Origin of the sequence: Lentzea alba, from assembly GCF_011067745.1 — a bacterium.
Classification (GTDB): domain Bacteria; phylum Actinomycetota; class Actinomycetes; order Mycobacteriales; family Pseudonocardiaceae; genus Lentzea; species Lentzea alba.
The window spans coordinates 1,294,652-1,314,980 of the sequence record NZ_JAAMPJ010000001.1; the positions used below are offsets into that span (position 1 = coordinate 1,294,652).

General features: G+C 68.5%; 23 protein-coding genes and 1 tRNA gene. 13 read left to right on the forward strand and 11 right to left on the reverse strand.

All coding sequences use genetic code 11. From position 1 onward, the window contains the following. Nucleotides 1-55: 55 nt before the first annotated feature. Both G7043_RS06155 and G7043_RS06160 read right to left on the reverse strand, forming a co-directional pair. Nucleotides 56-340, reverse strand: a complete 285-nt coding sequence (locus G7043_RS06155; RefSeq protein ID WP_166044543.1) for an SH3 domain-containing protein — start codon at nt 338-340, stop codon at nt 56-58. A gap of 221 nt (nt 341-561) precedes the next feature. Beyond that, nucleotides 562-1,785, reverse strand: coding sequence for an NADP-dependent isocitrate dehydrogenase (locus tag G7043_RS06160; protein ID WP_166044544.1), 1,224 nt, complete (start codon nt 1,783-1,785; stop codon nt 562-564). A 226-nt stretch (nt 1,786-2,011) separates the two neighbouring features. Here G7043_RS06160 and G7043_RS06165 point away from each other — a divergent pair, with 226 nt between their 5' ends. The 4 genes from G7043_RS06165 to G7043_RS06180 all read left to right on the forward strand — a co-directional run bounded on the left by G7043_RS06165 (nt 2,012) and on the right by G7043_RS06180 (nt 5,838). After that, nucleotides 2,012-2,818: a metal-dependent hydrolase gene (locus G7043_RS06165; RefSeq protein ID WP_166044545.1), complete on the forward strand. Its 807-nt coding sequence runs from the start codon at nt 2,012-2,014 to the stop codon at nt 2,816-2,818. 78 nt (nt 2,819-2,896) lie between these two features. Continuing rightward, nucleotides 2,897-4,405, forward strand: a complete 1,509-nt coding sequence (locus G7043_RS06170) for a PHP domain-containing protein (RefSeq protein WP_166044546.1) — start codon at nt 2,897-2,899, stop codon at nt 4,403-4,405. Next, nucleotides 4,402-4,884, forward strand: coding sequence for a hypothetical protein (locus G7043_RS06175; protein ID WP_207310572.1), 483 nt, complete (start codon nt 4,402-4,404; stop codon nt 4,882-4,884). The genes G7043_RS06170 and G7043_RS06175 overlap by 4 nt, the downstream gene beginning before the upstream one ends. Before the next feature lie 9 nt (nt 4,885-4,893). After that, nucleotides 4,894-5,838 carry a ribose-phosphate diphosphokinase gene (locus tag G7043_RS06180; RefSeq protein WP_166044548.1) on the forward strand — a complete coding sequence of 315 codons (945 nt, stop codon included), beginning with the start codon at nt 4,894-4,896 and terminating at the stop codon, nt 5,836-5,838. 1 nt (nt 5,839) lies between these two features. Here G7043_RS06180 and G7043_RS06185 read toward each other — a convergent pair whose 3' ends face one another. Further along, a complete protein-coding gene (locus tag G7043_RS06185; protein WP_207310573.1) occupies nt 5,840-6,466 on the reverse strand; it encodes a TetR/AcrR family transcriptional regulator in 627 nt (208 codons plus the stop codon). A gap of 104 nt (nt 6,467-6,570) precedes the next feature. Here G7043_RS06185 and G7043_RS06190 point away from each other — a divergent pair, with 104 nt between their 5' ends. The 3 genes from G7043_RS06190 to G7043_RS06200 are packed head-to-tail and all read left to right on the forward strand — an operon-like array spanning nt 6,571 to nt 8,655. Beyond that, nucleotides 6,571-7,620, forward strand: a complete 1,050-nt coding sequence (locus tag G7043_RS06190) for a medium chain dehydrogenase/reductase family protein (protein WP_166044550.1) — start codon at nt 6,571-6,573, stop codon at nt 7,618-7,620. Beyond that, on the forward strand, nt 7,617-8,063 hold the full coding sequence (locus G7043_RS06195; RefSeq protein ID WP_166044551.1) for a TetR/AcrR family transcriptional regulator: 447 nt from the start codon (nt 7,617-7,619) through the stop codon (nt 8,061-8,063). Before G7043_RS06190 ends, G7043_RS06195 begins: the two co-directional genes overlap by 4 nt. Before the next feature lie 19 nt (nt 8,064-8,082). Then, nucleotides 8,083-8,655, forward strand: coding sequence for an ABC transporter permease (locus G7043_RS06200; protein WP_166044552.1), 573 nt, complete (start codon nt 8,083-8,085; stop codon nt 8,653-8,655). Nucleotides 8,656-8,660: 5 nt separating this feature from the next. Here G7043_RS06200 and G7043_RS06205 read toward each other — a convergent pair whose 3' ends face one another. Together G7043_RS06205 and G7043_RS06210 are read right to left on the reverse strand one after the other, a co-directional pair. After that, nucleotides 8,661-9,974 (reverse strand): protein kinase domain-containing protein, encoded by a 1,314-nt coding sequence (locus tag G7043_RS06205; RefSeq protein ID WP_166044553.1) that lies wholly within the window; start codon nt 9,972-9,974, stop codon nt 8,661-8,663. Between the two features lie 39 nt (nt 9,975-10,013). Beyond that, a complete protein-coding gene (locus tag G7043_RS06210; protein WP_166044554.1) occupies nt 10,014-10,349 on the reverse strand; it encodes a hypothetical protein in 336 nt (111 codons plus the stop codon). A 60-nt stretch (nt 10,350-10,409) separates the two neighbouring features. Between G7043_RS06210 and G7043_RS06215 the strand changes: the two genes are divergently transcribed. After that, on the forward strand, nt 10,410-11,024 hold the full coding sequence (locus G7043_RS06215; protein ID WP_313887719.1) for a TetR/AcrR family transcriptional regulator: 615 nt from the start codon (nt 10,410-10,412) through the stop codon (nt 11,022-11,024). On the opposite strand, the gene G7043_RS06220 is transcribed toward G7043_RS06215, so the two are convergent. Genes G7043_RS06220 through G7043_RS06230 form a run of 3 tightly spaced genes read right to left on the reverse strand, consistent with a single transcriptional unit; the run spans nt 11,021 to nt 13,615 of the window. Next, the gene (locus tag G7043_RS06220; protein ID WP_086669330.1) at nt 11,021-11,281 is read right to left on the reverse strand and encodes a Prokaryotic metallothionein; all 261 of its coding nucleotides are present in this window, start codon (nt 11,279-11,281) and stop codon (nt 11,021-11,023) included. The two genes, G7043_RS06215 and G7043_RS06220, sit on opposite strands and share 4 nt — an antisense overlap. 20 nt (nt 11,282-11,301) lie before the next feature. After that, entirely contained in the window at nt 11,302-11,673 is a 372-nt protein-coding gene (locus tag G7043_RS06225) for an MmcQ/YjbR family DNA-binding protein (RefSeq protein WP_166044555.1), read from the reverse strand. 10 nt (nt 11,674-11,683) lie between these two features. Then, the gene (locus tag G7043_RS06230) at nt 11,684-13,615 is read right to left on the reverse strand and encodes an AfsR/SARP family transcriptional regulator (protein ID WP_166044556.1); all 1,932 of its coding nucleotides are present in this window, start codon (nt 13,613-13,615) and stop codon (nt 11,684-11,686) included. Between the two features lie 182 nt (nt 13,616-13,797). Between G7043_RS06230 and G7043_RS06235 the strand changes: the two genes are divergently transcribed. Further along, entirely contained in the window at nt 13,798-14,265 is a 468-nt protein-coding gene (locus G7043_RS06235) for a DUF2690 domain-containing protein (protein ID WP_166044557.1), read from the forward strand. Between the two features lie 53 nt (nt 14,266-14,318). Here G7043_RS06235 and G7043_RS06240 read toward each other — a convergent pair whose 3' ends face one another. Next, nucleotides 14,319-15,554: a glycoside hydrolase family 18 protein gene (locus tag G7043_RS06240; protein WP_166044558.1), complete on the reverse strand. Its 1,236-nt coding sequence runs from the start codon at nt 15,552-15,554 to the stop codon at nt 14,319-14,321. Between the two features lie 157 nt (nt 15,555-15,711). Beyond that, nucleotides 15,712-15,785: transfer RNA gene (locus tag G7043_RS06245), tRNA-His, on the reverse strand. 107 nt (nt 15,786-15,892) lie between these two features. Here G7043_RS06245 and G7043_RS06250 point away from each other — a divergent pair. After that, entirely contained in the window at nt 15,893-17,008 is a 1,116-nt protein-coding gene (locus tag G7043_RS06250) for a DnaJ domain-containing protein (RefSeq protein ID WP_166044559.1), read from the forward strand. A 13-nt stretch (nt 17,009-17,021) separates the two neighbouring features. On the opposite strand, the gene G7043_RS06255 is transcribed toward G7043_RS06250, so the two are convergent. Then, nucleotides 17,022-17,840: an NADP-dependent oxidoreductase gene (locus G7043_RS06255; protein WP_166044560.1), complete on the reverse strand. Its 819-nt coding sequence runs from the start codon at nt 17,838-17,840 to the stop codon at nt 17,022-17,024. 74 nt (nt 17,841-17,914) lie between these two features. Here G7043_RS06255 and G7043_RS06260 point away from each other — a divergent pair, with 74 nt between their 5' ends. The 3 genes from G7043_RS06260 (at nt 17,915) to G7043_RS06270 (ending at nt 20,297) form a co-directional block, all read left to right on the forward strand. Continuing rightward, the gene (locus G7043_RS06260) at nt 17,915-18,697 is read left to right on the forward strand and encodes an AraC family transcriptional regulator (RefSeq protein ID WP_166044561.1); all 783 of its coding nucleotides are present in this window, start codon (nt 17,915-17,917) and stop codon (nt 18,695-18,697) included. Nucleotides 18,698-18,715: 18 nt separating this feature from the next. Beyond that, a complete protein-coding gene (locus G7043_RS06265) occupies nt 18,716-19,282 on the forward strand; it encodes an HhH-GPD-type base excision DNA repair protein (protein ID WP_166044562.1) in 567 nt (188 codons plus the stop codon). A 109-nt stretch (nt 19,283-19,391) separates the two neighbouring features. Continuing rightward, nucleotides 19,392-20,297, forward strand: a complete 906-nt coding sequence (locus G7043_RS06270; protein WP_207310574.1) for a hypothetical protein — start codon at nt 19,392-19,394, stop codon at nt 20,295-20,297. The last annotated feature ends 32 nt before the right edge of the window (nt 20,298-20,329 follow it).

A 20,329-nucleotide genomic window follows, 5' to 3' on the forward strand; every position in this document is an offset into this window, starting at 1 on the left:
GTCGTTGGCCAGCGCAAAGGCGCGCACCGGCCGGCACGAAGAGCCTCGAACTTCGCTACTTGCAGGTCGAGTCGCTGGTCAGCGCGACGAACTGCTGGCTCACCCAGCGCCGGTCGCTCAGCATCCGGTAGCCGTTCTCCACGCGTGCCTGAGCGTCGGCCACCGCGTCGCGCGGCATGGTCGACACGATCGGCTGCATGTCGCCCGGCCCAGAACGGACGTTGAGGATGTCCGCGGTCACGGTGATCTTGCAGATCCCCGTCCCGCCGATGTCGCCGCTCATCGGCTTGCCGCCGTTGGTCAGGTACATCACCCCGGCCACCCCGAGCACGCCAATCACGATCAATCCCCTGACCGGTACACCCAACATCGCGCTGCCTCCGCCTACCACAACTGCCCGGACCTGCAGATATAGCGGCTGGAGGTGCCGTGTGGAGGGCTCGGCGCGGCAACCACCCGCAAGAGGAACCAACCGGGTGACGCACCCACGAGAAAGGCCACCCCGGCGTGACCGGGGTGGCCTTTTCGACTACGTGAATCAGGCGAACGTCAGCACGAAGCTCAGAACGACGCCATCTTCTTCTTGAGGTTCTCGTCGAGCGCGGCGAGGAAGTCCTCGGTGGTCAGCCACGCCTGGTCCTTGCTGATCAGCAGGGCCAGGTCCTTGGTCATCTGACCGGCCTCGACGGTCTCGATCACGACCTCCTCGAGCGCCTCGGCGAAGCGGATCACCTCGGGGGTGTTGTCCAGCTTGCCGCGGTGCATGAGGCCACGGGTCCACGCGTAGATCGACGCGATGGGGTTCGTGGAGGTCGGCTTGCCGGCCTGGTGCTGGCGGAAGTGACGCGTCACGGTGCCGTGCGCGGCCTCGGCCTCGACCGTCTTGCCGTCCGGCGTCATCAGGACCGACGTCATGAGGCCGAGCGAGCCGAAGCCCTGCGCGACCGTGTCGGACTGGACGTCACCGTCGTAGTTCTTGCACGCCCAGACGTAGCCGCCCTCCCACTTCATGGCAGCGGCGACCATGTCGTCGATCAGGCGGTGCTCGTAGGTGAGGCCCTTGGCGTCGAACTCCGCCTTGAACTCCTCGTCGAACACGCGCTGGAAGATGTCCTTGAAGGCGCCGTCGTAGGCCTTCAGGATCGTGTTCTTCGTCGACATGTAGACGGGGTAGCCCCGCTGCAGGCCGTAGGAGAACGAGGCGCGGGCGAAGTCCTCGATGGACTTGTTGTAGTTGTACATGCCCATCGCCACACCGCCCTCCGCCGGGAACTCGGTGACGACGTGCTCGATCGGGTCCGAGCCGTCCTCCGGCTGGAACGTGATCGTGAGCTTGCCGGCGCCGGGCACCTTGAAGTTGGTGGCCTTGTACTGGTCACCGTGCGCGTGACGGCCGATGATGATCGGCTTCGTCCAGCCCGGGACCAGCCGCGGGACGTTCGAGATGATGATCGGCTCGCGGAAGACGACACCGCCGAGGATGTTGCGGATCGTGCCGTTCGGCGAGACCCACATCTTCTTGAGGCCGAACTCCTCGACCCGTGCCTCGTCCGGCGTGATCGTGGCGCACTTCACGCCGACGCCGTGCTTCTTGATGGCGTTGGCGGCGTCGATCGTGACCTGGTCGTTCGTGGCGTCCCGGTGCTCGATGCCCAGGTCGTAGTACTCCAGGGTGACGTCCAGGTACGGGTGGATCAGCTTGTCCTTGATGAACTGCCAGATGATCCGGGTCATCTCGTCGCCGTCGAGCTCGACGACGGTGCCCTGAACCTTGATCTTGCCCATAACTCCGGGCGCTCCTCTCGCGACGATGCAAGCAAGACAAGCGTACTGGTAAACCGCCGCCCTGTGCCTGCGACCCTGGTTACATCGATTCAACCGGCGCTGAGCAGAGCAGTGCGCCGTTGGTCCGAACGGTAGTCCTCCCCGCCGCGATCAACGAGTCAGGCCCTGAGCGCGTTCAAGCAACGACTACTGTCGGCACGGTCGAGTGATCACCAAAGGGGAGTAAGTGTCAACTGGGCCAACACATGCGATGAGCGGGTTGCTCGCCTGGAGCGCCGTCACCGCCATCGCGTCGAGTCACCCGATCGGCCAGCTTTCGCCGCAGAGCTGGGCCGTCGGCGCCGTTCTGGCGACTGGCGCGGCGTTGTTGCCCGACCTCGACCACCCCGGTTCGACCATCTCGCGCACGTTCGGCGCGTTGAGCGGCGGCCTGTCCGCGGGCATCAACGCGGTCAGCAGCTTCGTTTACCGGACAACACGTCTGAAGAAGGACTCCAAGAGAGACGGCGGACATCGCGGTCTCACACACACGCTCGTCTTCGCGTTGTTCGCGGCAATCTTCACCACCGCGGTCGTGCAGAACAGCCAGAAGTGGGCGCTGCCTGTGCTGATGTTCGTGTTCGCGGGCCTCGCGGTGCGCGGGATCATGAACGACTGGAACCCCAAGCAGGACGCGCTGATGATCACCGTGGTGTCCGCGGGGATCACGTGGGCGATGATCGCGTGGACCTCGCAGACGAACGCCTCCGCGGCGGCGTGCGGCATCGCGGTCGGTGTCGGGTGTTTCGCGCACTACATCGGTGACGCGATCACCGAACAGGGCTGCCCGATGCTGTGGCCGATCCCGATCATGGGCAAGACGTGGTTCCCGGTGGCGCCGCCGAAGATCATGCGGATGAAGACCGGCGGCGTGGTCGAGATGGCGATCGTCGGACCGATCGTGACGATCCTGTCGATCTGGCTGGGTCTCGCGGCACTGCAGGGAACAGGCGCTTTGCCGTTCCTGGACTGGGTGGACCTCCTTCCGATCTAGTTCATTCAGCGTCCACCTGCGGCTCACCCGATCTGTCTAGCCTCCACGGACCCCGACGAGTCGCGTGGAGGATCAGCCGTGTCCGAAGTAGCCCGCAGGCGCTTTCTGCAGGGAGCGAGTGGGCTGGGTGTGGCGGGTGTCCTGGGCACCGGGAGTGCGTCGGCGTCGTCCCGCTACCACTGGCTTTCCGGCGACCACCACACGCACACGCAGTACTCGTACGACGGCATGTACACGATCGAGCAGCAGATCCGCGGCGCGTTGCGGCACGGCACCGACTGGCTCGTGATCACCGACCACGGCCATGCTGCGCACGAGGCTCATTCCGTCGAGGCGACCGCGGCGGACATCAAGCGGGCGCAACGGAAGTTCCCGCAGCTCCTGCTGTGGCACGGCATGGAGTGGAACGTCCCCGGCGCCGAGCACGCGACCCTGTTCTTCGAGGACTGCCAGGACGAGGCCGGGGTGCTGCGCGACTTCGAGCGGCAGTTCGACTGGCGACTGAACGGCGCCGAAGCGTCCAACCCGGCCAACGAGCGCAAGGCGCTGGACGCGATCCGGTTCCTGCAAACCAAGATCCGCAACGGCACGATGAAGTCCGCGCTGGTGTTCGTGAACCACCCGATGCGCAACGGCCGGGTGGCGCCCCACGAGCTGCGGAACATGCGCGACCTGGCTCCCGACATCGTTGTCGGCATGGAGGGCGCGCCCGGTGCGCAGGGCGACGGCGACCCGTTGCGGGGTCCCGGCGGCCACCGCGGCGGTTACGCGAACAGCCCCGGTTCGAACTCCTACGCGCCCTACCCGCCAGAGGCCTACCGGACCTACGGCGGCTTCGACTGGATGACCGCGCAGGTCGGCGGAGTCTGGGACTCGCTGCTCACCGAGGGACGCGGCTGGTGGATCACCTCGAACTCCGACTCGCACTTCAACTCGCGCGACACGATCGTCCGCGTGCCGGAGCCGGGCGACCAGTTCGACCTCACCGGCAAACACCTCGACCCGCTCGACAGCGGCCCGCCGCAGGTGTCGCCGCCCTATGTCGACTTCTTCCCCGGTGAGTTCTCCCGAACGGTCGTGGGCGCGACCCGCCGGACGCGCGGAGCCGTCATGGAGGGCCTGCGGGCCGGCCGGGCCTGGGTTTCGCACGGCGGACTGGTGGACGACCTGCAGTTTTCGATACACGGCACCGGCGGGTCGGCGACGTTGGGCGGACGGCTGTGCGTGCGGCGCGGATCCGACGTGTCCGTGCTGGTCAAGGCACGTCTGGCCACCCGCCCGAACAGTGCGGGGTTCATCCCCAGGTTGCGCCGTTTGGACCTCATCAAGGGTGCGCTAACCGGTCCAACGTCATCCGAAACGTTGTCCACGCCACATGTGAAGGTCGAGCGATCCTACGAGCCGCGCTGGCACTATGCGGTCTTCACGCACACGTTCCGCAACGTCAGAGAGCCTTTTTACCTCCGATTGCGCGGAACCGACGGCAACCGCGGCGCGTTCGAACCGCAGGCGGACACTCCGGGAGCCGCGAACCCGTGGGAGGACCTGTGGTGCTACACCAACCCGATCTTCGTGGAGGTCAGGTGACCAGCACCTTCGTCGGCATCGACGCCGGCTACGAAAACCGCTGGGAAGCGGAGAAGATCGCGCTGGAGCTGCACGACACGGTGCTGACCACGGCCCGAACGGTCGTGGTGCACGAGGTCGAGTCGCACTACGCGATGTCCTTCCTGGTTCCGGTGCCCCCGTCCGACGCAGTGGTGAACTCGCTGGTCGAACAGGGCTTCGGGGTGGCCGTGCGCGGTGCGTCGTCGGGGCGTCTGGTAGGTCCGGAGGCGCTGCGAGTCGGCGCCTCTGTTGCTGCCGAGGCCCATCAATACCGCCGCGAGGGGCGCGCTCTGCGATTCCAAGGCCAACGGTCGTTGCGCGGCCGTCACGGCGTGTCGGACATCCTCGCGTTCACGGCCATAGAGGTCGTTTTACCGCGCGGCACACACACGGTCGACACGCGCGGGAACCTCACGCCGTTCTTCCGCGACGGCAAGTTGGTGCTGGTCGTCGACTAGGTTTGGGGTGTGCGTGACATCGCTGTCTTCAGTGGATCTGCCCACCCCGCCCTTGCCGCCGAGATCTCCCGTCATCTGGGCGTCGACCTGTCGCCCAGCCGCCTGACGCGGTTCGCCAACGACTGCCTCGAGGTGCAGTTGCAGGCGAACTGCCGTGAGCGGGACGTGTTCCTGATCCAGCCACTGGTGCCACCGGTGCAGGAACACCTCGTCGAACTCCTGCTGATGCTGGACGCTGCCCGTGGCGCGTCGGCGGCACGCACGACCGTTGTGCTGCCGCACTACGCCTATGCGCGCTCGGACAAGAAGGACGCGCCACGGATCTCCATCGGCGGACGGCTCGTCGCCGACCTGATGGTGGCGGCCGGGGCGTCGCGGGTGCTCGCGATGACGTTGCACTCGCCGCAGGTGCACGGGTTCTTCTCGGTGCCCGTCGACCACCTGCACGCCCTGCGGGAGCTGGCCGCGCACTTCTCCCAGTACGACCTGTCCAACACCGTGGTGGTGTCGCCGGATCTGGGCAACGCCAAGGAGGCCGCGCACTTCGCGCGGATTCTCGGCGTGCCCGTCGCGGCCGGGGCCAAGCAGCGGTTCGCCGACGACGAGGTGCAGATCTCGACGGTGATCGGCGAGGTGGCCGGGCGGGACGTGATCGTGCTCGACGACGAGATCGCCAAGGGCTCGACGGTGATCGAACTGCTGGACAAGCTGCGCGAGCGCGGGGCCGGGTCGATTCGGGTGGCCTGCACGCACGGGCTGTTCTCGGCCGGGGCGCTCGACCGGTTGCAGGCCTTCGACGACGTGCTGGAGATCGTCGCCACGAACACCGTGCCGATTCCCGCGGAGAAGTTCGTGCCGAAGCTGAAGGTGCTGTCGATCGCGCCGGCGATGGCGGAGGCGATGCGGCGGATCAACGTCGGCGAGTCCGTCTCGACGCTGTTCGAGGCTCCCTGATCTACTTGAGGTGGGCGAGCGCCGTGATCAGGCGCTCCCCGACGTCGGCCGGTCCTGGCATCTTGCGCACCACAGCACGTTGGTGTGCAAGACCGTGCAGTCCCAGCCACAACGCGACCGCGTCGCCGTACAGATCGTCACTGCCGTGTGCGATCCCCTGATCCACACACGCGCCAAGCACATCAGCGAGCAGCGTCAACGCCTCGGCGCCCAGTGAGTCCAGGTCGGCGTCGGTGATCGAGGTGTCGTCCACGGACGGGGTCCACAGCCCGCCGAACATGATCCGGTAGCGCTGCGGGTGCACCCTGGCGAAGTCCAGGTACGTGGTGCACACCGCGAAGAGCCGCCGGCGCGCGTCCGGGCCCGCGTTCTCGTCGGCCTCGCGCAACGCGACCGCGAGCGCGTCCATCTCCCGCTGGACGACCGCGAGCATGATCGACGGCTGGTCCGCGAAGTGCGCGTAGATCGACGGGGCGGCGATGCCCGCCTTGCGAGCGACCGAGCGCAGCGTGACCGCACGTTCGTCACCGCCTTCGTCCAGCAGTGCGACCGCCGCGGCGATGATCTCCTCGCGCAGTTTCCCGCCCTCACCCCTGCGGTTGCGCCTGCGTGGCTCCGTGTTCGTCACGGCCGTAACCATACACCTGAAAGTTTATGGGTGTTAGGCCTTGCGTCCTTTCACTTACAGCCGTTAGCTTATGGCTGTAAGTACAGCGACTCTAGGAGCCAGAGATGAACACCACCGCCACTGCCATCCGCGCCACCCAGATCGTGCTGCCGGGTGTCGTCGAGCCCGCCGGCCTGCAGGTTCAGGTCCGCGACCTGCCCGCGCCGGGTCAGGGTCAGGTCGTCCTGCGGATGGACGCCACCGGGGTGTCGTTCGCCGAGCAGCAGATGCGCCTGGGCAAGTACTTCGACCAGCCGCCGTTCCCGTTCGTGCCCGGCTACGACGTGGTCGGCACGGTGGTCGCCACCGGTGCCGGCGTGGACCGCGACCTGCGGGGTCACCGGTTCGCCGCGGTCACCAAGGTCGGCGCGTGGGCCAGCCACCTGATCGTCGAGGCGGCCGACCTGGTGCCGGTGCCGGACGGCGTGGACGCGGCCGCCGCCGAGACCGTGGTGGTCAACGGCGTCACGGCGTGGCAGATGATGTACCGCACCGCGAAGGTCAAGCGCGGCAACACGATCGTGGTGTTGGGCGCCAACGGCGGTGTCGGCTCAACGCTCGTGCAGTTGGCGAAGCACGCGGGCATGAAGGTGATCGGCACGGCTTCAGAGCGCCACCACGACGCGGTGCGCGCGCTCGGCGCGATTCCTGTCGACTACCGCGACCCGAACATGTACGACCGGATCCGCGAGATCGCGCCCGACGGTGTCGACGCGGTGTTCGACCACGTCGGTGGCGCGGGCCTGATGGAGTCGTGGAAGTTGCTGCGCAAGGGCGGCGCGCTGGTCAACTACGGTTCGGCCGCGACGAAGGACGAGCCGGGCAACGCGATGCTGCCGGTGCTGAAGCTGTTCGGGCGCCTGATGTTGTGGAACCTCCTGCCCAACGGCAAGCGCGCCGGGTTCTACAACTTCTGGGCAGGCAAGCGGTTCCGCCCGGCCGCGTTCCGCGCCAGGCTGGCCGAGGACCTCACGCAGGTGCTCCGCCTGGTCGGCGCCGGCGTGCTCACGCCGCAGATCGCCGCGCGGATCCCGTTGTCGGAAGCCGCCTCCGCGCTGGCGCTGGCCGAGTCGCGGACCGTGCTGGGCAAGGTCGTCATCGTGCCGGAGTCATGAGCCGTCAGGCCGTCGTGGCGGCGGCGACCGCCCTGGTCGACCGGGAGTGCGCCGTGACGCTGCGGGCCGTGTCCCGCGAGGCGGACGTGCCCACCTCGTCGATCTACCAGCTCTTCCCCGACAGCTCGGCGATCCTGCTGGCCGTGTGCCACGAGGCCTTCCACGAACTCGAAGCCACCGTTCTCGGCACACCTGACGCCTACGCGGCAGGCCTCGCCTACCTCGACTTCGCCGTCGCTCACCCGCGCCGCTACCGCGTGATGTTCGGTGCGGCCGATCTCTCCGAAACGGCACTGCGGTTGTTCACCCGAGTCGTGCACGACCCCGATCGCGCCCTGACGCTGTGGCTGGGCCTGCACGGCCTCGCCGACCAGCGCGCGTCGATCCACCGCTCACCTCAGCTCATGACCATCGCACCGCGCCTGATCACGTCACTCGTCTGACTTCCCGGAGGTCCCCGCCATGAACGCCACCGCGATCCGCGCCACCGTCACGTCCACCGAGGTCGACAACCGCGCCGCCTACCTGGGTTTCGCGTTCGGCTACGTGTTCGGCCACGGCTCCGCGCTGCTCTCCAGGTCAGGCGCCGTGCTGATGCCCTCGTGGTTGCCGATCGCGTTGCTCGCCACCGGCCTCGTCGCCGGCACCGTCTTCGCCATGGCCGCGTCGCTGCGGGCTCAGCAGGCCGCCTCGGAGGCTCGCCGACGCGCCGAGAAGCTGGTCGGCACGGCCTGGGTCACCGGTTTCGCCGCGCTGGCGTTGATGATCACGGCCCTGAGCACGGTGTTCGACAAACCGGAGCTGCAGACCGTGCTCTGGCCCGCCGGTTCGACCATCGTGGTCGGCCTGATCTACATCGCCGAGGGAGCTGTTCGCGGCAACTCCCTGCACTACAACCTGGGCACCTGGCTCATGTTGGTCGCGGCGGCGACGCTGTTCGTACCCGGCGCCGGCTTCTTCGGCGTGCTGGCCGTGCTCGGCGGCGGCGCCTACCTGGTGGCGGCGATGCTGCAACGCCGCCGGCTTGCCGCGTAAGGCTTTCAGTTGGCCTCGGAGCAGGTCACGGACGGGCTTGCAGGTTCGGGACCGGCGGCCACGAACCCGAACGTCGTGGTTCCCCCGGTGGGGAGCACGGCGTTGTGGCCGGCGTTGGTGACGGTCACCGCGCTCGCGTTCTGGGTCAGGGTGCCGTTCCACAGGTTGCCGATGGTGTGGCCAGCGGGTGCCTGCCACGTGACGGTCCAGCCGGTGAGGCCGCGCGGGCCGGTGTTGCGCACGGTCACCTCCACCTGGTAGCCGCCCGGCCACGAGTTGGTCACCCCGTAACGGGCTTCGCAGACGGTCGCGGGCGCAGTGGTCGTAGCGGAGGTCGTGGTGGAGGTGGCCTGGGCACTGCCGAGCCGTTCGCCCTGCACGAAGGTGCCGATCGCAATGCCGCCGGCGACCAGCACGGCGGCACCGGCGACCAGCGCGATCACCCGGCGCGGCCGGTACCGGCGCACGCGCAGCAGCCGCGTCCCGGTCTTCGGGGCCACCTCGGGCAGCGGCAGTCCTTCGGCGACCGCGGCGAGCATCTTGTGGGCCTCGGCCATCGTCGGGCGTTCGGCCACGTCACGACGCAGGAGGCGCAGCAGCACCTCGACGAGCGGACCACTCGACCGCGGCGGCGTCACCTCCGCGCGGACGACACGTTGCAGCAGCGCGTAGGGGTTCTCGTCCGACCCGAACGGCGGCGTGCCCTCCAGCGCCGCGTAGAGGGTCGCGCCGAGGGAGAACACGTCCGAGGCGAACGTCGCCGCCTCACCCGCCGCCACCTCCGGTGCCAGGAATGCCGGCGTCCCGACGATCACGCGGGCATCGGTCACCGTGCCCTCGCCGACCGCACGGGCGATGCCGAAGTCGGTGATCTTCGCGATGCCGTCCTGGGCCAGCAGGACGTTGAACGTCGAGACGTCCCGGTGCACGATGCCCTCGGCGTGCGCCGCCGCCAGCGCGGCGGCGATCTGCCGGCCCACGGCCGCGACCACGTCCGGCCGCAGCGCGCCCTGTTCGGCGATCAGTGCGGCAAGACTGCGGGAGGGCAGGTACTCCAGCACCAGACAGGGTTTCCCGCCGTGCTCGACGACGTCGTACACGCTGATCGCGAACGGGTGGCGCAACCGGGCGGCGACCCGGCCCTCGCGCAGCATCTGTGCGACCGCGTCCGGGGACCGCCGGTCCGCGTTGAGCAGCTTGACCGCGATCACCCGGCCGAGGCGCTCGTCGCGTGCCTGCCAGACGTCCCCCATGGACCCGTGTCCGATCGGCGACATCAGCCGGTACCGCTCGGCGATGACCTCTCCCTGCTCCGGCACGTGCCGACGCTACCTCGCCGACGTCCTGGGACGCGCCCCCTAGAGCTGCACTCGCACCGTGACGCGCCCCTTGTCGTCACGGTGCGATGTCGCGTGTCCGGTCGTTTTGCCGTTTTCGAGGTCGAGGGTGAGCGCGCCACCTTCGCCGTTGAAGTTGCGCCACCACGTCTTGTCGTCCGGCATCATCACCTGGATGTCGATGACGTCGCCTTTGCGTTGGTAGCCAACGGGCGTGGAGAACGTACGGCCCGAACGCCGTCCGGTGTAGGACACGACCGTGATGCCTTTGCGCACGTACTTCCCCACGAGCGGTGCGTCGCGCAGCCCGACCATCATCCTGTTCATGCGGCGGACGAACGCTCCCTTGAAGTTCATGTCCGCCAACGTAGCCTGGTAAGTGGAGACCCCCGTCCGTTTGGCCCGAAGTGAGAAGAAGTGAGCGCTGAACCGTCTCAGATGCGGGCCGATGCGCGGGAGAACCGTGCGCGAGTGCTGACCGTCGCGCGTGAGCTGTTCGCCGAGCGCGGGCTGGACGTGCCGATGGCCGCGATCGCACGGCGTGCCGGCGTCGGCATCGCGACGTTGTACCGGCGCTTCCCCACGAAGGAATCGCTGGTGCGGGAGGCGTTCACCGAGCAGTTCGCCTTGTGCCAGGCCGTCATCGACGAAGCGCTGACCGATCCGGACCCGTGGCGCGGGTTCTGCACGGTGATCGAGAAGGTGTGCCTGCTGCAGGCGAGCGACCGCGGGTTCACCGCCGCGTTCGTCGCGGGGTTCCCCGACCTGCACTCCGAGGTGCGGGAGCGCACGTGGCACGGCTTCACCGCGTTGGCGCAACGGGCGAAGGACACCGGACAGCTGCGTGCCGACTTCTCGCCGCACGACCTGACGCTGGTGCTCATGGCCAACGGCGGTCTCAGCGGTGTGCCGGTGGAGATGGCGACGGCCGCGTCGAAACGGTTGTGCGCCTACCTGTTGGAGTCGTTCCGAGCGGGCACGGACGAACTGCCGCCGCCCGTGCCGCTGAGTCTGGACCAAGTGCTGCGTTAACCCGGATGGGCACCCACGGTGTCGCGGATCATCGCGCCCAGGTCGGTGGACGCCGAACGCGCGCAGTGGGCGCAGCAGAAGAAGCGGCCCTCCACCTCCACGCCGTGCCCGATCACGCGGCAGTCGCAGTGTTCGCAGCGGGGCGCGAGCCGTTGGATCGCGCACTCGAAGCTGTCGAACGTGTGCACGCCGCCGCCGACGGTGCGCACCTCGAAGGCCATCCAGTACTCGTTGCCACAGACGTCACAGGTCGCCATGCGCGGAAGACTGCGGCAGGTCAGTCGGGTCGGCAACTCGAGGCGTCGAGTTGCGCGATCAGGGTCTTCGGGGCAATCACCCGATAGGCGTCCTCGACGAGGTCCCCGATGACGTCCCAGTCCACCTCGACGTCCAGGTACACGCCGAGCCAGCCGCGGTGACCGACGTAGGGCGGCCGGAAGTACCGCTCGGGTGCCTGGGCGACCAGCGTGGCCTGCACGTCGGGGCCGGCAGCGCACCAGAACGCCACGCGGTCGTCGTGGTGCTGGTTCGCCGAGGTCACGAAGGTCTTCTTGCCGCGCACGAACCACGTGGGCTCGCCGTGGCTCAGCCGTTCGGTGACCTCGGGCAGCTCCAAGCAAAGGCGGCGCAGGCGTTCGAGTGCGTCCACCCGGACATTCTCACCCCAGCCGTGCCCACGGCACGGCGTCGGTGCCGCGCATCGCCGCAGCCAGTGCGTCGTACTCCTCGTCGAACCACCGCAGCGGATCGGCGGCGACCTGCGCGATCGTGTCCGCCGGTGGTCGCCAGGCCGGTGCGGGCTCGCGGTCGGGTCCGAACCAGCGCGCGAGCTGGTCGTCGGCCGCGACGGCGAGCGCGAGCCAGCCGAGTCGCAGCCGGGTGATCGACGCGAGGTCGCCCGGATCGGCGAGTTCGGCGGCGACCAGTCCGATCAGGTCGTGCATGCGGTAGCGCGGCCCGGTGACGCCGTGTCCGGCCGGTTCGACCAGGTGCGCCTCCACCAGATCGTCGAGGACGCGCTCCGCCTCGCCGAGGTCGCGGTCGAGCAGCGCGGCGGTCACCCAGCCCGCGAACTCTCCGGTGCCGAGCAGCCCGAGGCGGCAGAGCAGCCGCTGCTGGTCGTCCGTCAGACAGGAAACGCTCTGCACCAGGCTGGTGCGCACGCCGAGGTCGCCGAGCTGCAGCCAGTCGAGCCGGCCGCGGGTGTCGGCGAGCCGGCGGGCGAGGTCGTCGACCTTCCAGTTGGGGCGCGTGCGCAACCGCGCGCCGGCCACCTTGATCGCCAGCGGCAGCCCGCCGCACACCTCGACGATCGAGCTCGCGTCCTCGTCGATCTCCCTGCTACCGGCCTCCGTGCGCAGCAACGACATCGCGGCATCGGCGGGCAGCACGTCCAACGGCAGCGACCGCAGCGACTCCAGTCCCGCGAGCCTCCTGCGGCTGGTCACCACCAGCCCGCACCCGGCGGCGACGGGCAGCAGGGGACGCACGTGCGACTCGTCCGGCACGTCGTCGAGCACGATCAGCGCTCGCCGGGTGCCGAGCAGGCCCCAGAACAACTCGCCCCGCTCGCGCGGGGTGGCGGGCAGCCGGTCGAGCTGGAGGCCGAACGCGCCGAGGAGCCTGGTCAGCACCGCTTCGTCGACCGGCGCGGAACCGCACCTCGTCACGACGACGCCATCGGGGAACCGGTCGCGCTCGCGGTGTGCGAGCCACAGGGCGAAGGTCGTCTTCCCGACACCGCCTGGTCCGGTCACCGCGAGCCGGGGTGACGCCGACGCGAGCACCTCACGGCCGGTCGCGAGCGCGTCGTCCCGTCCGACGAGCGGCGGCAGGTCGTCCGGCAACTGGCACGGGGCGCGGCCGGCGCAGGCCGGTGCGGCGATGATCGCGAGGTGGGCGTCGCGCAGCGCGGGACCGGGATCGACGCCGAGCTCCTCGCGCAGCCGATCGGTGGTCCGCTGACAGGCGTCGAGCGCTTCCGCCGTCCGTCCCGCCTGGTGCAGCGCGCGCATGAGCTGCGCGACGAACCGCTCGCGCAACGGGTGTGCGGCGACCAGTTCGGCCAGCTCGGCGATCACGTCGTGCTCGGCGGCCAGGGCCGCGTCGAACTGCTCCTCGAGGGTGGCGAGCCGCAGTTCGGTGAGCCGGGCGGCCGCGGCGACGATCGCCGGGGTCGGTGGCACGTCGGCGAACGGCGGTCCGTGCCAGCTCTTCTCGGCCAGGCGCAGCAGCTCGACGCGATCCTGCGGCGTGCGCGCGGCCTGTGCTTCCGCGACCCGTTGCCGGTAGCGATGCAGGTCGAGCTCGTTTTCGTCGACGTGGACGAGATAGCCCGGTTTCCGGCTGACGAGGCGGCCGGAGGCGTTGCCGAGCACGCGTCGCAGCCGCGAGATGTAGCTGTGGATGAGCGCTCGGGCGTCCTCCGGCGGTTCCTCTGGCCACAGTTCGTCGACGAGGCGATCGATGCTGAACAGCTGGCCGGGCGCGGTGAGCAAAACCGCGAGCAACGCGCGGGTGCGCGGCGTTCCCAATGCGAGGTTTTGCTCACCGTCGAATAGTTCGAGCGGTCCCAGAATGCGGAACTCCATCAATCCCCCCACGCGATACCGCGGGCTCCCCAACCCGCGGCGCCGAGTCTGGCACCGCCGTCCGTGCAGGTCCAAGCACTGTCCAGCTTTTGGCAAGAATCCTGCAGGGCGGCGTGGGCAGCATTTTGCTCGCGACCGGAATTCGGGTCGCGGGGATGTTCACATTTGAGGGAGATGTCAAAATGGGGAAGAAGTTGCTGGCCAGTGCGGCTGCTACCGCCGGCCTTTCCATCGCGTTGCTGGGTGGGTTCACGGCGGCCGCGACCGCCGCGCCGGAGGCTCCGATCTCCGCCGCCGCCACCTGCAGCGGCACCGGCTGCGACGGCAAAGACCCCTACGACAGCGGCTGCGGGGGCCGGTCGGAGTCCGGTCGCAAGGCGACCGCGAAGGGCACGTTCATCCTGTACTACTCCAGCACGTGCAAGACGAACTGGATCGAGACCCCGAACTACGCGGGCGGCACTCCCAGCCTGGAGCTGACGGTGTGGGACAAGGGACGGAACAAGATCGTCCGCTACGACGCCAAGCCCACGGCCGGTCGGCACTACGGCAACATGGTCTACTCGCCGGGAAGCAGCTGCGCCGTTGGCCTGGCCGACTGGGACTCCGACTCGGCCTGGGAAGTGAGCATCGAGTCGAGCGGCTGCTGATCTCGTGAAACCCGTGGCCGGACACGAGGTCCGGCCACGGGTTTCCGGCTCGCTCAGCCGATGCCGGACCGGATCGCACTGATCAGCTCACCGTTGGACGTGTCTCCGGAGAGCTCCCAGAAGAACACGCCACCCATGTTCTGGCCGCTCGCCCACGAGATCTTGCTGCGGACCGTCGCCGGGGTGTCGTAGCTCCACCACTGGCTGCCGCACTTGGCGTACGCCGTGCCCGCGACGGTTCCGTTGGCAGGACAACGGGTCTTGAGCACCTTGTAGTCCTCGATGCCGGCCTCGTACGTGCCGGGCGCCGCACCCGTCGCCGTGCCACCGGGCGCCGACTGGGTGACGCCGGTCCAGCCGCGGCCGTAGAAACCCAGTCCCAGCAACATCTTGTTGGCCGGAATGCCCTTGCTCTTCAGCTTCTGGATCGCCGCGTCGGTGTTGAAGCCCTGCTGCGGGATGCCGGTGTAGCTGGTGAGCGGCGAGTGCGGCGCGGTCGGGCCCTGCGCCGCCCAGGCACCGAAGAAGTCGTACGTCATCGGGTTGTACCAGTTCACGTACTGCGCGGCACCGGCGTAGTCCGCCTTGTCGATCTTGCCACCGGTGGACGCGTCCGCGGTGATCGCGGCGGTCACGAGGTTGTTGCCGCCGAAGCGGTTGCGCACGGCCTGCATCAGCGTCTTGAACGAGTTGAAACCGCTGGTGTCACAGGTGAGTCCGCACGCGTTGGGATACTCCCAGTCGATGTCGATGCCGTCGAACACGTCCGCCCAGCGCGGGTCCTCGACGAGCTTGTAGCAGGAGTCCGCGAACGCCGCCGCCGCACTCGGGCTGCTCGCCGCCGCTGGGAAGCCACCGGACCACGTCCAGCCGCCGAAGGAGAACAGGACCTTCAGGCCGGGGTGCAGCTTCTTGAGCTTGCGCAGCTGGTTGAAGTTGCCGCGCAACGCACCCGCGTCCCAGGTGTCCGACGTACCGTCCACAGAGGACGCCACGTCGTAGAACTTGTCGTAGTCGGCATAGGCGTCGCCGAGGACGCAGCGGCCGCCGGAGACGTTGCCGAACGCGTAGTTGATGTGCGTCAGCTTGCTGGACGAACCGGACCTGCGGATATTCTTGACGTGGTAGTTGCGCTGGTAGACGCCCCACTGCACGAAGTAGCCGACGACGCGGTTGGTGATCGCCTGAGCGCCCACGTTTTCCTGCGGAGCGGCCTGGGAAGCCGGTGCTGCCAGGGTGAAGGCGATGAGCAGGGCCGTTGTCGCCGCGATGATTCTGCGCCTGAACATGGCGGTCTCCTCGATGGGTGACGGCGCGGCGGCGCTGCTCTCAAGCTAAGTGGACTAGACCACTGTCGTCAATGCTTGAACCGGAACCACGACCGGGCCGTACGAGGAGTCGGGAAGGAGGGAACGCGGGAGCCAGGGAGGGTGTCCCCTGAGAGAGCGGGACCGGCCGGATTCGAACCGGCGTTCTCCCTCCATGACGGAGGGCGCGTCGACCACTGCGCTACAGGCCCCATCGCACTGCGTGAGGACCACACTAGTCGGCGAATGCCGGGCCGTATGCCCTGCGAAAGTGTTGGACCCAATAAGGTTCGTGCATCAACCTCGGACTGGACGGTGTCGTGCCAGGGATCGACTACTACGAGTTGCTCGGTGTCAGCCGGGGCGCCAGCGCCTCGGAGATCAAGTCGGCCTACCGCTCTCTCGCCAAGGTCATGCACCCCGACGCGGGTGGGACGTCTGGCGGCTTCCGCATGCTCCAGGAGGCCTACGAGACGCTGAAGGACCCGGTCCGGCGCGCCGACTACGACCGCCCCGCCGCGCCGCCACCACCGGTCATCCGCCCGCAGGCACGCCCGCGACCTCGTCGAACAGGCCGCGCGGGCAGGTTGCGCGACTTCGGCGACGACCCGAACTACACCGCCCCACGCCCCCGCGTCGACCTCGGCGCGATGGACTGGTGGAACCGCATCGACCTGGGTGCGCGCGTCCGCTACGTTCCCGCCGCGGGCCTCGGCCACGCCCCGGCGGCCGCCGCGATCGGCGGATGGTTCGTCCTGCTCATCCCGTTGGCGCTGCCGCTGTCCCCGCTGCTGCTGGCCGTCTGGCTGCCGCTCGTGGCGGGCGCCGGTTACGCCGCGTTCCGACTGGTACGTCGCTACATCGTGACCGCGCGGGCCGAACGGGCGTTCGCCGGCGAGTACGACGGGAACACAATTTTCGGCCGTACGGGTGAAAACAGACGCGAACGGCTGACCGCCGGATTGTTGACCGAGTACCTGACGCAGCTACCGGGCGTGCGCATCTTCCACGGCCTCGCCTGGCCCGGCTCCGTCTTCACCGACGTCGACCACGCCCTGCTCTGCGGCCGCCGCCTGGTCCTGATCGAGTCGAAGTCGTGGCTGCCCGGCCACTACTACTGCGACGAGGACGGCGAACTCTGGCGCAACGGCCACCCGTTCCGCGGCGGCGGCTCGCAACTCCTCGAAGGCGTCGAACGCTTCGCCGAAGTGCTGCCGTGGCTCGAAGTCCGCGGCGCCCTGATCGTCTACCCGAGCCGAGCCGGCGAAGTCACCTGCGACGACGACCTCGACTTCGACGTGCCGCCGATGACCCCGGAACAGTTCGTGCGCGAGATCGGCGACTGGCTGGCCGACGACCCGGCCACCGTCGACCGCGAGGCACTGCGCGTGCTGGTGCGCCAGGTGGTGTCGGAAGTCCGCGTGGCCGGCGCCTAGTTCCCACCTCCGTTCAGGGCGTGAGCACGATCTTCCCGCGGATGTCGCCCACCTCACCGCGCCCGTGCACCTCCGCGATCGCGTCGAGCGGAAGCACTTCGGTGACATCGAGCGCCAGTTCGCCGCTCTCGACGAGGGCGACGAGTTCAGCCAGCTCAGTGCGGTCGTAACGAGTGACCACGTGCGTACCGACCTTGGTCGTGATGGACACCGTCCGCGCACCGGCAGGCACGTCCGCGGTACCGACGAGGTTGAGCACCACGTCCGCGTCCTGCGGCAGCGGAGCCAGGGTGTAATCGACGACCTCGTCCGCCCCGAACGCCCTGACCGCGGCGGCACTGCGCGGCGACGCGGTCGCGATCACGTGTGCTCCAGCGCGCTTCGCAAGCTGCACGACGATTCCACCGATGCCACCGCCCGCACCGTTGACCAGCACTCGTTCGCCCGGCCGCAGCCGCGCCTGGGCAACCGCCTGCCACGCGGTGAGCCCGGCCAACGGCAACGCCGCCGCGTGGTGCAACGGCACGTTCCGCGGCGCCGAGACCAGGCGCTCCCGAGGCGCCGCAACGAACTCTGCCGCCGCACCGCCGTCGAGAAAGCCGACCACCTGCTCTCCGCTCTCGACCACGGTGCCCGCGACGTCCCACCCGAACGCGAACGGCAACGTCACCGGCATCGGCACCATGCCTCTCCGCAGCCAGCCCTCGGTGGGGTTGAAGCTGGTCGCTGCGACCCGGACCAGCACCTCAGCAGGCCCTGGCACCGGCAGCGGTACGTCGTCGAGCCGAATCACGTCCGGCCCGCCGAACTCGTGGATGCGCGCGATCTTCATGACGATCAAGCTAAGCGGCGCCAGCGAGACCATCCATGTGCTGCAAGCTCAACTTCATATGAGATCGTCTCATCGTGGACGTGCTGAGCGACGTGATCACCGTGATGCGCACCGGCACACCCCGTTCCGCCCGCTTCGAACGCGAAGGTTCCTGGGAACAACGCTACCCACCGGTACCCGGCTCGCTGGGCTTCCACGTCGTGGTCAGCGGGAAGTGCAGGCTCGGGGACATGACTCTGCACGCAGGCGACATCGTCGTGGTGTTCGACGAAGGACACACGATGTCCGGCGAAGGCCCGTGCGTCACGCTCTGCGGCGCCTACGAGGTGGACCCGTCCCGCCTGCACCCGCTCCTGCGCTCGCTGCCAGGGCTCCTGCGCGCACCCTCATCCCCTGCCGCCACGCTGCTGAACGCCGAACTGGCTCAACCGAACCTGGGCTCAGACGCGCTGGTTCCCGCACTGCTCGACGTTCTGCTGGTGCACGCCCTCCGCTCCTGGTGCACCACCACCGGCACAGGCTGGGCAGCGGCACTGCGCGATCATCCGGTGGCCACCGCCCTGCAAGCCATGCACGACATGCCGGCCGCACCGTGGACAGTCGCCAGGCTCGCCTCCACCGCGGGCCTCTCCCGCGCGACGTTCGCTCGCCGCTTCACCGATCACACCGGCCAACCGCCGCTGGCGTATCTGACGTGGTGGCGAATGACCCTGGCGGCACGCGTGCTGCGTTCCACCGACGCGCCGCTCAACTCCGTCGCCGCCGCCGTCGGCTACACCTCGGAGTTCGCGTTCGCCACGGCCTTCAAGCGGTCCTTCGGCATCGCGCCGGGCCGCTATCGGCGATCTTCTCCGTGACGTGTCATCCTTCCCGCTATGACCCGCACGCTGTGCCTCGCGCAGAACCCCGACGCGGACGCGTTGCTGGCGAAGGACATGTTCGCCCTGCTGACTGGAATGCTGCTGGACCAGCAGATTCCGATGGAGAAGGCGTTCTCCGGCCCCAAGGTCCTCGCCGACCGCATGGACGGCCTGGACGTGCACCGCATCGCCGAGGCCGACCCGGAGACCTTCGCCGCGATCATGGCCACCCCGCCCGCCGTGCACCGGTTCCCCGGCAGCATGGCCAAGCGAGTGCAGGCACTCAGCCAGTTCGTCGTCGAGCAGTACGACGGGGACGTCACGAAGATCTGGGCCGACGGTGACGGGGCTACGGTGTTCAAGCGGCTCAAGGCGTTGCCGGGGTTCGGGGACCAGAAGGCCAAGATCTTCCTCGCCCTTTTGGGCAAGCAGTTCGGCGTTCAGCCCGAGGGCTGGCGGGAGGCGGCCGGGCACTACGGCGAGCAGGGAAGCCGACGTAGCGTGGCCGATGTGACCGATCAGAAGTCGTTGCTCGAGGTGCGCGACTTCAAGAAGGCGGCCAAGACCGCCGCCAAGAAGTAGCCCGAACTGTTCGTCGTCTGGTGCACTGGACGTCCGCCGCCCCGAACGAGGTGTGATCATCCTGCCTCGTGAGAGAAGGGCGTTTGCGTTGCGCATCAAGGCGATTGGCGTGTTCACCGTCCTCGTGCTGGGTCTGGCCTGCATTCCCGCGGAGGCTGCGACGTCGTGGCCGGGCGACTCCGCCACCAGGTACGCGGACGGGACGAACGTCTTCGGCAAGAACCTGAGCGGGTTGTCGTTCGAGAGCCCGAGCGTCGTGTGGGCGGTCAAGAACGGGCCCTCGACGCTGTACCGGCTCGTGCCCAGCGGAAGTACTTGGAAGGTTGACCAGAAGCGGTCGCTCAACTTCGCGGACGGGCAGGGCGACCCCGATGCCGAAGGGGTCGTGAGCACGCCGGACGGGCTCTTCGTCGCGGTCGAGCGCGACAACGACGACGGTGACGTGAGCGCGCCGATGATTCTCAAGTACGGCAGTGGCAGCAATGCGATTGCCGAGTGGGAGCTCGGTGGCATGCCGGAGGTCGATCCCAACGACGGGCCCGAGGCGATCTCGTGGGTGCCGGACTCGTTCCTCACGCAGAACGGCTTCAAGGACGACAGCGGTAAGACCTACAACCCCGCGGACTACCCCGGCCACGGCAGCGGGTTGTTCTTCGTCGGGTTGGAGGCCACCGGTGAGGTGTACGTGTACGCCTTGCAGGGCACGAACGCCAGGTTGCTGAGCACGTTCGCGAGCGGTCAGAGCCAGGTGATGGAGCTGGAGTTCGACGGCGCCAAGTTGTGGGCCGGCTGCGACAACAACTGCAGCGGGCGGACGACGACGCTCGCCCTCAGCAGCGGCAGCTTCGAGGTCACGGCCACGTACAACCGGCCGTCGACACTGCCGAACGTGAACCTCGAAGGGTTCGCGATCTCGCCGAGCTGCGTCAACGGCAAGAAGGTCGTGTTGTGGTCGGACGACGACAACACGAGCAGCCACGCGCTCAGGAGTGGTTCGCTGAACTGCACGGTCTAGGCCGGAATTGTCGGGGTGCGGAACTAAGCTGC

What these genes read in the sequence shown, in the direction of transcription:
- G7043_RS06220 (WP_086669330.1), bottom strand. Translation starts at nt 11,281, where the DNA reads ATGGCGACCTGTGACGTCTGTGGCAACGAGTACTGGATGGCCTTCGAG.
- G7043_RS06255 (WP_166044560.1), bottom strand. Translation starts at nt 17,840, where the DNA reads ATGAAGATCGCGCGCATCCACGAGTTCGGCGGGCCGGACGTGATTCGG.
- G7043_RS06230 (WP_166044556.1), bottom strand. Translation starts at nt 13,615, where the DNA reads ATGGAGTTCCGCATTCTGGGACCGCTCGAACTATTCGACGGTGAGCAA.
- G7043_RS06195 (WP_166044551.1), top strand. Translation starts at nt 7,617, where the DNA reads ATGAGCCGTCAGGCCGTCGTGGCGGCGGCGACCGCCCTGGTCGACCGG.
- G7043_RS06265 (WP_166044562.1), top strand. Translation starts at nt 18,716, where the DNA reads ATGACCCGCACGCTGTGCCTCGCGCAGAACCCCGACGCGGACGCGTTG.
- G7043_RS06160 (WP_166044544.1), bottom strand. Translation starts at nt 1,785, where the DNA reads ATGGGCAAGATCAAGGTTCAGGGCACCGTCGTCGAGCTCGACGGCGAC.
- G7043_RS06190 (WP_166044550.1), top strand. Translation starts at nt 6,571, where the DNA reads ATGAACACCACCGCCACTGCCATCCGCGCCACCCAGATCGTGCTGCCG.
- G7043_RS06200 (WP_166044552.1), top strand. Translation starts at nt 8,083, where the DNA reads ATGAACGCCACCGCGATCCGCGCCACCGTCACGTCCACCGAGGTCGAC.
- G7043_RS06240 (WP_166044558.1), bottom strand. Translation starts at nt 15,554, where the DNA reads ATGTTCAGGCGCAGAATCATCGCGGCGACAACGGCCCTGCTCATCGCC.
- G7043_RS06235 (WP_166044557.1), top strand. Translation starts at nt 13,798, where the DNA reads ATGGGGAAGAAGTTGCTGGCCAGTGCGGCTGCTACCGCCGGCCTTTCC.
- G7043_RS06210 (WP_166044554.1), bottom strand. Translation starts at nt 10,349, where the DNA reads ATGAACTTCAAGGGAGCGTTCGTCCGCCGCATGAACAGGATGATGGTC.